Origin of the sequence: Parvibaculum sp., assembly GCF_019635935.1 — a bacterium.
Taxonomy (GTDB): Bacteria; Pseudomonadota; Alphaproteobacteria; order Parvibaculales; family Parvibaculaceae; genus Parvibaculum.
Genome location: NZ_JAHBYN010000001.1, coordinates 2,299,480 through 2,312,862, shown reverse-complemented (window position 1 = coordinate 2,312,862; position 13,383 = coordinate 2,299,480). Strand labels below are relative to the sequence as shown.

Below are 13,383 nucleotides of genomic sequence, written 5' to 3'. Positions count from 1 at the left end.
CTCAGCCGTCCGCCTCAACCGACATCGGTCCAGTCAGCGTGATCCAGCGTCCGTCCTTGATCTGGGCGAGAAAGCCCGACTTGGTGCCGAGATGGTCGCCTTCGTTGAAGTCGATCGGCACGCCGCCGAGATCGGGGTCGACCCAGGGCTCCATGTCGACCAGCGCCTGGGTAAAGCTTTCGGCGGTCGGTTCGGGGCCCGCCTGTTCCAGCGCCTCGGCGAAAAGCCGCGCCAGCGTGTAGGCGGCCACCGCCTGCACATTGGCGACAAGATTGAAGCGCTCGTTATATTTCGTCACCCATTCGCGCAGCTTCGGGTTCGGATCGTCGGGATAGGGGATCGGCGTCTGGCTGACCGCGTAGACGCCGTTCACCGTGTCGCCGCCAAGATCGTGAACCTCGGGCGTGTAACAGGCCTGCGAGCAGAGAACGATCGGGTCCCAGCCCAGCGAGCGCGCCGCCTGCATCGCACCGATCGTTTCGCGCACCACCGTTCCGAGAACGATCAGCTCGGCATCCGCCGCGCGCAGCCGCGCAATCTGGCTCGAAAAGTCGGTAGCGCCGCGCTTGTAGGTCGTGCTTTCGACGATTTCGAGGCCGTGGGCCGCCGCCTCGATTTCGGCGCCGCGCTTGACGTTGAGGCCGAACTCGTCGTCCTGATAGAGAAGCCCGATGCGGGTCACGCCTTCGTTCTCGATGAAGTGGCGCGTGCCGATGCGCATGGCATGAACGTAGGGGATGTTCGAGGCGAATTTCAGCGGATGGTAGGGATCGTAGGTCTGGTCGGCGGCGGTGAACGGAAACAGCACCGGCACGCCGCGCCTGAGCGCCAGCGGCATCGAGGCGATGACGGTGGGCGAGCCGAGCGCGCCGATGATCGCGAAAACCTTGTCGCGGTTCAGCAGCTTCTGCGTCGCCAGCACCGCACGGCGCGGGTCGTAGCCCGTGTCCTCGACAACGAGGCGGATCTGGCGGCCGTGGACGCCGCCCGCCGCATTGATCTCGTCGAAGGCCATCAAAAGTCCATTGCGCACCGGCACGCCCCACGAGGTCAGCGGGCCGGAAAGGTCCTGATGCGTGCCGAGAACGATTTCGGTTTGGCCGACGCCTTGCGTTTCTGCCTGCGCCGGCAGGGCATATCCCGCGGCGAGAAGAAGGCCCGCCGCCAGCGCGGTCCGGGTTTGCGTCAATGTCATGCGGCTTCTCCCTTGTACATGCCCTCGATCAGCGTCGCATATTTCTCGTTGACCAGCGACCGTTTCAGCTTGCCGGTCGCAGTGATCTCGTCGTCCTCGGCCATGATCTGGTGTTCGATGACGCGGAATTTCTTGACCGTTTCGACGCGTGCGAACTTCTTGTTGGCGCGGTCGACCTCGGCCTGCAACAGCTCCAGCACTTCCGGCGCGCGGCACAGGCTGCGGAAATCGGAGAAAGGCACATTGGCGTCCTGCGCGAATTTCTCGACATTGTCGCGGTCGATCATGATGAGCGCCGAGAGGAACTTGCGCCGGTCGCCGATCACCACGGCGTCCTGAATATAAGGCGAGAACTTCAACTCGTTCTCGATTTCCGACGGCGTGATGTTCTTGCCGCCGGCCGTGATGATGATGTCCTTCTTGCGGTCGGTGATGCGCACCCAACCCTCATTGTCGATCTCGCCGATATCGCCGGTATGCAGCCAGCCATCGACCACCGTTTCGGCGGTCTTGTCGGGCTTGTTCCAGTAACCGAGAAAGACATGCGGACCGCGCATCAGGATTTCGCCGTCCTCGGCGAGGCGCAAATCCGTGTTCGGCACCGGCTTGCCGACAAGGCCGAACTTGTAGGCGCCGAAGGGCTGCGGGATCGTCGCAATGCCGGCGTTTTCGGTCTGGCCGTAGCCTTCGGCCATGTAGAGGCCGAGCGCGAAATACCAGCGGATCAGCTCCGGCGAAATCGGCGCGGCGCCCGACAGGATGTAGCGGCATGAATCGATGCCGATCATCTTGCGGATATTTTTCAGCACCAGGAAATCGGCGAGCGCGAAATGCCAGCGCAGGAGCGTCGGCACCGCATCGCCGGCAATCCGCCGGTCGGCGACCTTCTCGCCCACCGAAATCGCCCAGCGATAGGCGAGCCTCTCGGTCAGCGTTGCATCCTTCAGCGAGATCGAAACGGTCGAATAGAATTTTTCCCAGATGCGCGGCACCGCGAAAAAGGCCGTCGGCTGCACCTCGCGCAGATTCTCCGGCACCGTTTCGAGATTTTCGGCGAAGTTGACCGTCTGCCCGGTCATCAACTGGTTGAAGGTCGTGAAGGTGCGCTCGGCGATGTGGCAGAGCGGCAGGAAGGCCAGCGAGCGGTCTTCCGGCGTATGCGGCAGCAGGTTCTGGTTGTTCTCGATCTGGAACATGATGTTGGCATGGCTGATCATCGCGCCTTTCGGCGGGCCGGTCGTGCCGCTCGTATAGACCAGGATCGCGACATCGCCCGGCTCGGTCTTGCGCACGAGCTCGTCGAAGCGCTTCGGCGCGTCGCGGGCCTCCTTGCGGCCGATGTCGATGAAGGCGTCGAAGCCCATCACCATCGGATCGTGGAAATCGTGCAGGCCTTCCATGTCGAAAACGACGATGCGTTTCAGCGACGGCACGCGCGCGCGCACTTCGAGGATCTTGTCGAGCTGCTCTTCGTTCTCGGCGAAATAGAATTCCGCGCCGCAGTCGTTCATGATGTATTCGACTTGCGGCGCCGTGTCGGTCGGGTAAATGCCCATCGAGACGCCGCCGACGCCCATGCAGCCGAGATCGACGAAAAGCCACTCGGGGCAGACTTCCGAAACGATCGCGATGCGCCCGCCATCGGACAGGCCCAGCGTTTTCAGCGCGAGGCCGGCGGCGCGCGCCCTTTCGTAATAGTCGCTCCAGGTGATCGGTTCCCAGACGCCGAAATTCTTGTCGCGCATCGCGACGCGACTTCCAAGCTCCTTCGCCCGCTTGACGAAGAGCTTCGGAACGGTGTCGCAATCGGGTGTAATGACGAGCGGTGAGAGTTTCATGTGAGGCTCATCCCTATCGCCAGACTTTTCGCTTCTTCCAGCGCCGCTTGCCGCGCGCGCCCTGTTCCTTCTGGCCCAGATAGAATTCCTTGATGTCCTCGTTGGCCAGCAGCCTTTCGCTGTCGCCTTCCATCACGATGCGGCCGACCTCGAGCACATAGCCGTAGTCGGAAAGCTGCAGCGCCATGTTGGCGTTCTGCTCGACCAGCAGGATCGTCACGCCGCGCTCCTCGTTGATGCGGCGGATGATCGCGAAAATCTCCTTCACCAGCCGCGGCGAGAGCCCGAGCGAGGGCTCGTCCAGCAGCAGCACGCGCGGCCGCGCCATCAGCGCGCGCGAGATCGCCAGCATCTGCTGCTCGCCGCCCGAGAGCTGGCCCGCCTGCTGATGCATGCGGGTGCGCAGCACCGGAAAATAAGTATATACGAGCTCCAGATCCTCGGCGACGCCCTTGCGGTCGTTGCGCAAGTAAGCACCCATGCGCAAATTGTCGGCGACCGAAAGCGTCGGGAAAACCTCGCGGCCCTCCGGCACATGGCTGACACCGAGCCCCACGATCTTTGCCGGGTCGAGCCCGCCGATGCGCTTGTCGCGATAGGTAATCGTGCCCTTTTGCGGGTCCATGATGCCGGACACGGTTTTCAGGATCGTCGTCTTGCCGGCGCCGTTTGCGCCCAGCACAGTCACGATCTGGCCTTCGCGCACATCGAGCGAAACGCCGCGGATCGCCATGATCGGCCCGTAAAAGGTTTCGACATTGCGCAACGAAAGGATGACGGGAGCGTCGGGCCTGTTCATGCGGCCTCCGTCTCGTCGCTGCCGAGATAGGCGCGGATGACTTCCGGATGCGCCTGCACCTCGGCCGGCGTTCCCGTGGCGATAACGCGGCCGTAGTTCAGCGCCAGCACGCGGTCCGACACCTCGTTGACGAGGTTCATGTCATGCTCGACCATCACGACGGTGATGCCGAGAATGTTCTTGATGTCGGAAATCCAGAACGACATGTCCTCGGTCTCCTCGACATTGAGGCCGGAGGACGGTTCGTCGAGGAGCAGGACTTTCGGTTCGGTGCAGAGCGCGCGGCCGAGTTCCACCACCTTGCGCACGCCATAGGGCAGATTGGCGATCATCTGGTCCCGATAGTGCTGCAAGTCGAGGAAGTCGATCACCTCCTCCACCTTGCGCCGGTGCGCCAGCTCTTCCGACCTTGTGCGCGGGCCGAAGAAAAGATGCGACAGCATCCCGGTGCGGCGATGCGCATGGCGGCCGAGCATCATGTTGTCGAGCACGGTCGCCATGTCGAAGAGTTCGATGTTCTGGAAGGTGCGCGCGATGCCGAGGCCGGCGACGCGGTGCGGCGGCACCTGCGTGATGTCCGTCCCCTCGAAGCGGATGCGGCCGCTTGTCGGCTCGTAGATGCGGCTGACGAGATTGAAGATCGTCGATTTGCCGGCGCCGTTCGGACCGATGATCGTGAAGATCTCGCCCTTGTCGACGCCGAAGCTGACGCCGTCGACGGCCTTGATGCCGCCGAAATGCACGGCCAGGTTTTCGACTTCGAGCAACGTCATCGGTTTTTCTCGCTGACCATGTAGCTCTTCTGGCGCTTGAAGGTGCCGCGCTTGTAGAGCGGGAAAAGCTGGAAATAGGTCTTGATCTTCATCCAGCGGCCGTGAATGCCCATCGGTTCGAAGATCACGAAGAGGACGATGACAAGGCCGAAAATGCCGGACTCGAGCCCCGGCAACTGCCCGACGACCGGCGGCAGGCTGTCCTTGGTCAGCGAGATCAATTGCGGCAGCACGACGATGAAGGCGGCGCCGAAGACCGCGCCATGCATCGAGGCAAGCCCGCCGATCACCGCCAGCACAAGGAGGTTGATCGACAGGAAAATCGTGAAGCCTTCGGGGCTGATGAAGAAAAGCAGATGCGCATAGACGGCGCCCGCAAGCCCCGCCATGCCGGCTGAAATCGCGAAGGCCGTCGTCTTGTAGACTGCGAGATTGACGCCCATCGCTTCCGCCGCCGTTTCGGAATCGCGGATCGCCATGAAGGCGCGGCCCGTCGAGGAGCGGCGGATATTGAGCCCCGCCAGCAGCGTCAGCACGAAGAGCGCCATCGCCAGGTAATACATCTTCTGTTCGCTGTCGAAGCTGTAGCCGAGGATCGAGGGGTCGGAGAGCACGAAGCCCATATTGCCGCCGGTCAGCCCGTCCCAGCGCGCCAGCACTTCCTCGACGATGAAGGCGAAGGCATAGGTCGCGAAGGCGAGATAGATGCCGGTCATGCGCAGCGCCGGCAGGCCGATCACGACGCCGAGCGCCGCCGACAGGAGGATGGCGGCCGGCAGCGTCACCAGTAGGTCGAAGCCCTGCGCCTGCAACAGGCCCGCCGTGTAGGCGCCGCAGGCCATGAAGGCGGCATGGCCGAGCGAAATCTGGCCGCACATGCCGAGCAACAGGATCAGCCCGACGCCGGCAATCGCATAGACATAGACGAAGGTGATCTGGCTCAGGAAATAGAGATCGAGTACGAAGGGCGCCGACAGCGCGCCGACGCCGAGCAGCCCATACCAGAAGGCCGCATGGCCGCCCTCGCCGTCGGCATTCTGGCGCAGGAGAACCGCGCCGAAGAGAACGGCATAGACGATCCCGATGCCGAGCCAATGCGTCGGGCTCAGCGCCACCGGCGCGTAATGCGCCAGCGCCACGAGGATCGCAGCATAAAGCGCGAGGCCCGCCCAGAAGCGCCTTGTGCCGCCGAAGGGAAAGAGGCGGGTGTCCTGCGCGTAGTCGGTTTTGAAGAGAAAACGCATGCCGCCCTCACACTTTCTTCACGACGACACGGCCGAAAATGCCTTCCGGCTTCAGCAACAGCACGACCAGCAGCACCACATAGGCCGCCACGTCCTTGAAGCCTTCGGGCAGATAGAAGCCCGCCAGCGCCTCGACGATGCCGATAATCAGTCCACCGACGATGGCGCCGGGGATCGAGCCGAAGCCGCCCAGGATCGCGGCCGGAAAGGCCTTGAAGACGACGCCGAAGCCCATCTGCGTGTGGATGAAGGTGACCGGCGCCAGCAGGAGGCCGGCGAAAGCCGCGACACCGGCCGAAAGGCCCCAGATCAGCGTGTAGACGCGCTTGACCGGGATGCCCATGTAATAGGCCGCGAGCTGGTTTTCCGACGAGGCTTCCATCGCGACGCCGAGCCTCGTGTAGCGAAAGAAAACGAATAGGAACGCGACCAGCACCACCGTGCTGACGATGATGGCCGCATAATCCTGGCTGACTACCAGCGCGCCGAGGCGCAGGTCCGCGCCGGAGAAAGGCGTCGCCAGCGCATAGGTGTCGGTGCCCCAGCCGGGGATCATGCTGACGACGGCGCGCACCACGAAGCCGAAGCCCAGCGTCACCATGACGATGGCAAAAACCGGCTGGCCGACCACGGGGCGGATGATCGCGCGGTCGGTCGCCATGCCGAACAGCACGCCGCCCGCCACCGCCATGGCCGCGCCGATCCAGAACCCGAAGCCGTACATGGTGATGAAGGTGAAGGCGAGAAAGGCGCCCACCATCATCAGCTCGCCTTGCGCGAAATTGATGGTTTCGGTCGCCTTGTAGATCAGCACGATGCCGAGCGCGACGAGGGCATAGACGCAGCCGTTTGCCGTGCCGCTCACCACCTGTTGCAGATAGAGCGTCAGCCCGGCCCCATCCATGATGCCGAAAAGCCAGAGAAACGGCGGCGAAAGGAACGCAATGACGGCGCTGGCCGCAAGCAGCCACCATATCCGTCCCAGAACTCTATCCATTCCCCTCCGCCCGCATCCCTGCCTTTGACGCCTGCCGCTCGCTCGCAGCTTCCCCCTCCCAAGGGAACGGCAAGCTTAGAGAAACTTGGGCGTCCCGATCAATTCCAATCGGCCCGTTCCCTGAAAAAAGAACCAGCTACACCTGACTGAATGTCAGCCCTATTCCTCTATCGGGTAGTGCCGCTGCGTCAGTCGGGCCCGGTTCATTTCTGCAGAGCCGTCCGACCGCTCCCGGCCTTGTATTCGTCCGCCGGGCCGCTATGACTCTTGCAACCGAAACAGACCGAAAGCAACCGGGAGGCGGGCTCATGGAAGAACGCATCAAGACGACGATAACCGAAGGGGTCGCCGATGTGCGCCTCACCCGCGCCGACAAGATGAACGCGCTCGACGATGCGATGTTCATGGCCCTGCTCGACACCGGCGAAAAGCTGAAAGCCGACAAATCGGTGCGCGCCGTCGTCATTTCCGGCGAAGGCCGCGCCTTCTGCGCCGGGCTCGACATGAGCAATTTCGGCCGCATGGCGAGCGGCGAGCGCGAGGCGAACAAGTCCGAGGTCACGGGCCGCCTCGAACAGCGCACCCACGGCATCGCCAACCGCGCGCAATATGCGGCGCTTGTCTGGCGCGACATTCCGGTGCCGGTCATCGCCGCCGTTCACGGCGTCGCCTTTGGCGGCGGCTTCCAGGTCGCGCTCGGCGCCGATATGCGCTTCGTGGCGCCCGGCACGCGCTTCTCGGTCATGGAAATCAAATGGGGCCTCGTGCCCGACATGGCCGGCATGTATCTGATGCGGGGTCTCGCGCGCGAAGACGTGATCCGCGACCTCACCTATACCGGCCGCATCTTCGAGGCCGATGCGGCGCTCGCCTACGGCTTTGCGACGCGGCTCTGCGACGACCCCTATGCCGAGGCGCTCGCGGTGGCGCGCGAGATCGCCGACAAGAGCCCGTCGGCCATTCGCGCCGCCAAGCGCATCCTCAACGATGCGCCGGACAACGACGCCGGCGCGATCCTGCTGGCCGAATCCGTCGAGCAGGACAAGCTGATCGGCGGCGCGCACCAGAAAGAAGCCATCATGGCCAATCTCGAAAAGCGCCGCCCGCAATTCGCCGGCTGATCCGGCATCTCCTATTTTCATCGAAAACGAAGGCAACAAACATGAAGACGCGCATTACCGAACTTTTCGGCATCCAGCATCCGATCATCCAGGGCGGCATGCATTTCGTCGGCCTCGCCGAAATGGCGGCCGCCGTGTCGAATGCCGGCGGGCTTGGCATCATCACGGCGCTGACCCAGCCGACGCCGAAGGATCTCGCCAACGAGATCGCGAAATGCAAGAAGATGACCGACAAGCCGATCGGCGTGAACTTGACCTTCCTGCCGGGCTTCGCCAATCCTCCGTATCCTGAATATATCAAGGCGATCATCGACGGCGGCGTTCGCATCGTCGAGACGGCGGGCCGCAGTCCCGAAGCCTATATGCCGGCGATGAAGGATGCGGGCATCAAGGTCATCCACAAATGCACCTCCGTCCGCCACTCGCTGAAGGCCGAGCGCATCGGTTGCGACGCGGTCAGCGTCGACGGTTTCGAATGCGGCGGCCATCCCGGCGAGGACGACATTCCGAACATGATCCTGCTGCCGCGCGCGGCCGAGGAACTGAAAATCCCCTTCGTCGCTTCGGGCGGCATGGGCACGGCCTCACAACTCGTTGCCGCGCTGGCGCTCGGCGCCGACGGCATCAACATGGGCACGCGCTTCATCGCCACCAAGGAAGCGCCGGTGCATGAGAACGTCAAACAGGCGCTGATCGCGGCGAGCGAACTCGACACCCGCCTCATCATGCGTCCCTTGCGCAATACCGAGCGCGTGCTGGCCAACGCCGCCGTCGACAAGATCGTCGAGATCGAACGCGAAAAAGGCGCAAGCCTCGGCATCGAGGACATTCGCGAACTGGTCGGCGGCGTCTATCCGCGCGTCATGCAGGGCGGCGAAATGGATGCGGGCGCCTGGAGCTGCGGCATGGTGGCCGGGCTCATCCACGACGTGCCCACCTGCAAGGAGCTGATCGACCGGATGATGGCGGAAGCCGAGCAGATCATCCGCCAGCGGCTCGACAAGCTCGTCGCCTGAGGCCTTCATGGCCTGGCGCGTCACCCATGGCCGCATCGCCGCGCATGTCCTTTCATGCGCGGCGGGGGCCGGTGTCGTGGTCGGCGCGGAAGCGCTGCTGCGTCTCGCCGGCGTTCCGCTGCCCTTCGATCCCGCATGGGCATGGGTCGACTTTCTCGGCATCGCGCTTGTCATCGGCGTGGTGACGGCGTCGTTCTTCTACAAGGATGTCGAGGACTAGGCGGCGGCGCGCATTTCGCCGGCGAGGATCCGTTGCAGCGTCATCATGCGCGGCGAGGTGCGGCCGAAGGAGCCGATCCGGTCGGCATAATGTATGACGAAATGCAGCGGCAGCAGTTCGCCGAACGGCAGTTGCGCGCCGGGAAGTTGCGAGGCGCGCATGAAATCGACAAGCCGCCGCGCCGGCGCGTCGATCAGCGCCTCGAGCGACGCCGCCGTTCCGGCCGCATAATGCCGGTCGAGCGCGAAGCGCAGGAAATCGAGAAGACCGAGCGAGCGGGTTCGCGAAAATTCCCAGTCGAGCAGCCGCAGCGTCGTGCCGCCCGGCACGTGCAGCATGTTGAGCGGCCGCATGTCGCCATGCAGCCGCGAGGCGGCAACCGGCGTCCGGTCGCGCACCCGCGTGAGCAGGCGCAGCAAGGCCTGCTTCTCGGCGTGTTCGAGACGCGGATATGCGGCGATCTCGGCGGCGCGTTCCTCGGCAAGGCCGCGCAGCGTCACCTCCGCTTCGGGCTCCACGAGACGTAGCAAGGTCGCCTCGACCGCGCGCAGGAATGCGAGGTCGGCCACCGGCCGGCCCGCAACCAGCCGCCCGGCGCACCAGCTCTGCGCCGTCGTCACCGGTCCCTCGCCGTTCGCGAAGGTGCCGCCGGCGCCGAAGGGCCGCGGCGCGATGCCCCGTCCGGCGACGCCTTGCAGCGCCGCATATTCATGGCCGAGATTGCGCGCGATGCGCGGCAGACCCGCCCCCTTCAGCACCGCGCGCCCGGCGCCGCTTTCGCGGTCGATGACGGCGCCGACCACCTTGAGGCTGGCGGTGCGCGCCAGCAGCGCGGTATCCTCGAATGTCCGGCCGTTGAACCGGATCGTCGCGCCCGCCGGCAGGCGCACCCGCATCGCCTGCCTTTCGCCATGGGGCCGCCGCGCCTCATCGCGCATCCGCCGCACCGCCTGCGCCGGATCGCCCGCGATGAGCCCGAAGGCGCGGATATGCGGCAGCCAGCGTTCGGCATCCGCCGGCACCCATATGAAGCCGCCGGGCTTGTGCAGAACAAAATATGTCGAGGCATCGTCCGGCGCGCCGGCCGGCGCTTCTTCCAGCGGCCCGGCGAGATCGACGATGCGGTTGAGCCAGCCGGTGGCGAATTCGGGATCGCCCGCACCGCCGCCGGGGCGCGATGCCCCGGTCACATCCGGCATTTCGATCCGCTTTCCACGTTGCATCGGACGATGCTGCTACGGCGCCTCGCGCCCGCGAAGGAACGACCGCTCCATTCCGGCGGCACTTCGCCGCCCGCGCGCGAAATGTCGCGCCACGCGGCGGCCCGGCGACGGCGGCGGCCCGCTTTGCTATCATTGCTCCCATCCCGGCAGCGCATGTCCATGCGCCATAACTTCCATGCGACAAACGGGTGACCGATGTCTCCGACCGAACATCCGCCGCATTCCGCCGACAAGGACTGGGCCGCCCTGCCGGTCGACGAGACGCTTGCGGCGCTCGAAAGTACGCCCGGCGGTCTCGACGCCGCCGAAGCCGCCCGGCGTCTCGCCCATTTCGGTCCCAATCGCCTCGCCACCGCCGCGCGGCGCGGGCCGCTGAAGCGCCTTCTCGCACAGATCAACAACCTGCTGATCTATGTGCTCATTGCCGCCGCCGCGCTGTCGCTGCTGATCGGCCACGCGATCGACGCGGCGGTCATCCTTGCGGTCGTGATCGTCAACACCGCCATCGGCTTCTTCCAGGAAGGCAAGGCCGAGGACGCGCTCGCGGCGATCCGCGGCATGATCGACCCCGAGGCAAGCGTGATGCGCGACGGACACCGCATCGCCGTCAAGGCGGAAGAGGTGGTGCCGGGCGACATCGTGCTGGTCGAGGCGGGCGACCGCGTGCCGGCCGATCTGCGCCTGACCCGCGCCCGCAACCTCAAGCTCGACGAGGCGGCGCTGACGGGCGAATCCGTGCCGGTCGACAAATCGGTCGAGGCCGTAGCCGCCGGCGCCGATCTCGGCGACCGCAGCAGCATGGCCTTTTCGGGCACCATCGCCGTGGCGGGGCTCGGCGTCGGCGTCGCGGTCGCGACCGGCACGCGGACCGAGCTCGGCCGCATCAGCGGCATGCTCGCCGAGGTCGTCGAGCTGAAGACGCCGCTGGTGCGCCAGATGGATGAGTTCGCGCGCCACATCACCTTCGCGGTGCTGACGGCCGCCGTCATTGTCTTCGCCGTCGCGGTCTGGCTGCGCGCCTATGCACTTCCCGATGCTTTCATGGCGGTGGTCGGCCTCTTTGTCGCGGCCATTCCCGAGGGGCTTCCGGCGATCATGACCATCACGCTTGCCATCGGCGTGCAGCGCATGGCCGGGCGCAACGCGATCATCCGCCGCCTGCCCGCCGTCGAGACGCTGGGCGCCGTTTCGGTCATCTGTTCCGACAAGACGGGCACGCTGACCCGCAACGAAATGGTCGTGCGCTCGGTCGCGACCGCCGACGGCAATATCGAGGTATCGGGGACCGGCTACACGCCGGAGGGAACGCTGACGCAGGACGGCCGCGACGTGACGGCGGATGCCACACCGGCGCTTGCCGCCATTCTCGATGCGGCGACGCTTTGCAACGATGCCGAGGTCAAGCACGAGGACGGACAAACGACGGTCGCCGGCGATCCGATGGAGGCGGCGCTACTGGTGCTGGCGATGAAAGCCGGCCTTGAGCCTGTGCAGGCGCGGCGCGATCACAGGCGTCACGACGAGATCCCGTTCGATTCCGCGCATAAATACATGGCGACGCTGAACGAGACCGACGCCGGCCGCACGATTTTCGTCAAAGGCGCGCCGGAGCGGCTGATCGACATGGCCGACCGGGCGCTGGCGGACGGCGAGGCCACGCCCATCGACCGCACCTATTGGCACGGCCAGGTCGAGACGCTGGCCGGGCGCGGCGAGCGCGTTCTCGGCTTCGCGATGAAGCGCGTCGCCGAAAGCGAGAGCGTCGTCGAAACCGGGCATATCGAGGAGGGGCTCGTCTTTCTCGGCCTGATGGGCTTCATCGATCCGCCGCGCGAGGAGGCGATCGAAGCCGTCAAGGCGTGCAAGGAAGCCGGCATTCGCGCCGTCATGATCACCGGCGACCACGCGTTGACCGCAAAGGCGGTCGCAAAGTCGCTCGGTCTTGCCGACGATCCGCATGTGTTGACCGGTCGCGATCTCGAGGAGCTGGACGACTGGGCGTTCCGCAAGGCGGCGCGCGAAACGCAGGTCTTTGCGCGCACGACGCCCGAACACAAGCTGCGTCTCGTCGAGGCGCTGCAGGCGGACGGGCTGACGGTCGCGATGACCGGCGACGGCGTCAACGACGCGCCGGCGCTGAAGCGCGCCGATGTCGGCGTCGCGATGGGCCGCAAAGGCACCGAGGCCGCCAAGGAAGCCAGCGAGATGGTTCTCGCCGACGACAATTTCGCCTCCATCGTCGCGGCCGTGCGCGAAGGCCGCACCGTTTACGACAATCTCAAGAAGACCATTCTCTTCCTGCTGCCGATCAATGGCGGCGAGTCCATGACCATCATCTTCGCCATTCTGGCCGGCCTCGAAATGCCGATCACGCCGGTGCAGATTCTCTGGGTCAACATGGTGAGTTCGGTCGCGCTGGCGATGGTGCTTGCCTTCGAACCGACCGAGCCCGGCACGATGCGGCAGAAGCCGCGCGCGGCCGAAGAACCGATCCTGCGTGGCGATGTCGTCTGGCGGATCGTCTTTATCTCGATCCTCTTTCTCGTCGGCGCTTTCGGCATGTTCGCCTGGGCCATCGGCCGCGGCCTGCCGCCCGAGGTCGCACGCACCATGGTCGTCAACACCATCGTCGTGATGGAAATTTTCTATCTCTTCAGTGTACGGTATGTTTACGGCACGTCGCTGACGCTGCGCGGCTTCTTCGGCACGCCCGCCGTGCTCGGCGGCATCGCGGCCGTCGTCCTTCTGCAGTTCGCCTTCACCTATGCGCCCTTCATGGCGATCCCGTTCGACACCGCGCCGGTCGCGCTTGCCGACGGGCTCGTCATTGTCGCGGTCGGCGTGGCGCTGTTCGTTATTCTCGAAGTTGAAAAAAGGGTCCGGCTCGGCTTCGGCGCGCTTCGGTCGCGGCGGGCGCGGAAAGATGTTTTTGCGGGATAAAGCGGGGACAAGTTCCG

11 protein-coding genes are annotated in these 13,383 nt (G+C 65.1%); 4 read left to right on the top strand and 7 right to left on the bottom strand.

The features are described 5' to 3' along the window. Position 1 precedes the first annotated feature (1 nt). From KF719_RS11455 to KF719_RS11430, 6 genes are read right to left on the bottom strand one after another with little or no spacing between them, the layout of a single operon-like run. On the bottom strand, positions 2-1,195 hold the full coding sequence (locus KF719_RS11455; protein WP_293508843.1) for an ABC transporter substrate-binding protein: 1,194 nt from the start codon (positions 1,193-1,195) through the stop codon (positions 2-4). Beyond that, a complete protein-coding gene (locus tag KF719_RS11450; RefSeq protein WP_293508842.1) occupies positions 1,192-3,033 on the bottom strand; it encodes a long-chain fatty acid--CoA ligase in 1,842 nt (613 codons plus the stop codon). The genes KF719_RS11455 and KF719_RS11450 overlap by 4 nt, the downstream gene beginning before the upstream one ends. A gap of 13 nt (positions 3,034-3,046) precedes the next feature. Continuing rightward, positions 3,047-3,832, bottom strand: coding sequence for an ABC transporter ATP-binding protein (locus KF719_RS11445; protein ID WP_293508841.1), 786 nt, complete (start codon positions 3,830-3,832; stop codon positions 3,047-3,049). After that, positions 3,829-4,605, bottom strand: a complete 777-nt coding sequence (locus tag KF719_RS11440; protein WP_293508840.1) for an ABC transporter ATP-binding protein — start codon at positions 4,603-4,605, stop codon at positions 3,829-3,831. The genes KF719_RS11445 and KF719_RS11440 overlap by 4 nt, the downstream gene beginning before the upstream one ends. Further along, a complete protein-coding gene (locus KF719_RS11435) occupies positions 4,602-5,849 on the bottom strand; it encodes a branched-chain amino acid ABC transporter permease (protein ID WP_293508839.1) in 1,248 nt (415 codons plus the stop codon). Before KF719_RS11435 ends, KF719_RS11440 begins: the two co-directional genes overlap by 4 nt. A gap of 7 nt (positions 5,850-5,856) precedes the next feature. Beyond that, positions 5,857-6,846, bottom strand: a complete 990-nt coding sequence (locus KF719_RS11430) for a branched-chain amino acid ABC transporter permease (RefSeq protein ID WP_293508838.1) — start codon at positions 6,844-6,846, stop codon at positions 5,857-5,859. A 308-nt stretch (positions 6,847-7,154) separates the two neighbouring features. Between KF719_RS11430 and KF719_RS11425 the strand changes: the two genes are divergently transcribed. From KF719_RS11425 to KF719_RS11415, 3 genes are read left to right on the top strand one after another with little or no spacing between them, the layout of a single operon-like run. Next, the gene (locus KF719_RS11425; RefSeq protein ID WP_293508837.1) at positions 7,155-7,967 is read left to right on the top strand and encodes a crotonase/enoyl-CoA hydratase family protein; all 813 of its coding nucleotides are present in this window, start codon (positions 7,155-7,157) and stop codon (positions 7,965-7,967) included. Beyond that, entirely contained in the window at positions 7,874-8,983 is a 1,110-nt protein-coding gene (locus tag KF719_RS11420; RefSeq protein WP_293510642.1) for a nitronate monooxygenase family protein, read from the top strand. Before KF719_RS11425 ends, KF719_RS11420 begins: the two co-directional genes overlap by 94 nt. Before the next feature lie 7 nt (positions 8,984-8,990). After that, positions 8,991-9,203 (top strand): hypothetical protein, encoded by a 213-nt coding sequence (locus tag KF719_RS11415; protein ID WP_293508836.1) that lies wholly within the window; start codon positions 8,991-8,993, stop codon positions 9,201-9,203. On the opposite strand, the gene KF719_RS11410 is transcribed toward KF719_RS11415, so the two are convergent. Then, a complete protein-coding gene (locus tag KF719_RS11410) occupies positions 9,200-10,426 on the bottom strand; it encodes a phosphotransferase (protein WP_293508835.1) in 1,227 nt (408 codons plus the stop codon). The genes KF719_RS11415 and KF719_RS11410 overlap by 4 nt on opposite strands. Positions 10,427-10,621: 195 nt before the next feature. On the opposite strand from KF719_RS11410, the gene KF719_RS11405 reads away from it, so the two are divergent. Beyond that, a complete protein-coding gene (locus tag KF719_RS11405) occupies positions 10,622-13,366 on the top strand; it encodes a cation-transporting P-type ATPase (protein ID WP_293508834.1) in 2,745 nt (914 codons plus the stop codon). Positions 13,367-13,383: the final 17 nt, after the last annotated feature.

Excerpts from the sequence above, each read along its gene's own strand:
- KF719_RS11455 (WP_293508843.1), bottom strand. The coding sequence starts at position 1,195 with ATGACATTGACGCAAACCCGGACCGCGCTGGCGGCGGGCCTTCTTCTC.
- KF719_RS11450 (WP_293508842.1), bottom strand. The coding sequence starts at position 3,033 with ATGAAACTCTCACCGCTCGTCATTACACCCGATTGCGACACCGTTCCG.
- KF719_RS11445 (WP_293508841.1), bottom strand. The coding sequence starts at position 3,832 with ATGAACAGGCCCGACGCTCCCGTCATCCTTTCGTTGCGCAATGTCGAA.
- KF719_RS11440 (WP_293508840.1), bottom strand. The coding sequence starts at position 4,605 with ATGACGTTGCTCGAAGTCGAAAACCTGGCCGTGCATTTCGGCGGCATC.
- KF719_RS11435 (WP_293508839.1), bottom strand. The coding sequence starts at position 5,849 with ATGCGTTTTCTCTTCAAAACCGACTACGCGCAGGACACCCGCCTCTTT.
- KF719_RS11430 (WP_293508838.1), bottom strand. The coding sequence starts at position 6,846 with ATGGATAGAGTTCTGGGACGGATATGGTGGCTGCTTGCGGCCAGCGCC.
- KF719_RS11425 (WP_293508837.1), top strand. The coding sequence starts at position 7,155 with ATGGAAGAACGCATCAAGACGACGATAACCGAAGGGGTCGCCGATGTG.
- KF719_RS11415 (WP_293508836.1), top strand. The coding sequence starts at position 8,991 with ATGGCCTGGCGCGTCACCCATGGCCGCATCGCCGCGCATGTCCTTTCA.
- KF719_RS11410 (WP_293508835.1), bottom strand. The coding sequence starts at position 10,426 with ATGCAACGTGGAAAGCGGATCGAAATGCCGGATGTGACCGGGGCATCG.
- KF719_RS11405 (WP_293508834.1), top strand. The coding sequence starts at position 10,622 with ATGTCTCCGACCGAACATCCGCCGCATTCCGCCGACAAGGACTGGGCC.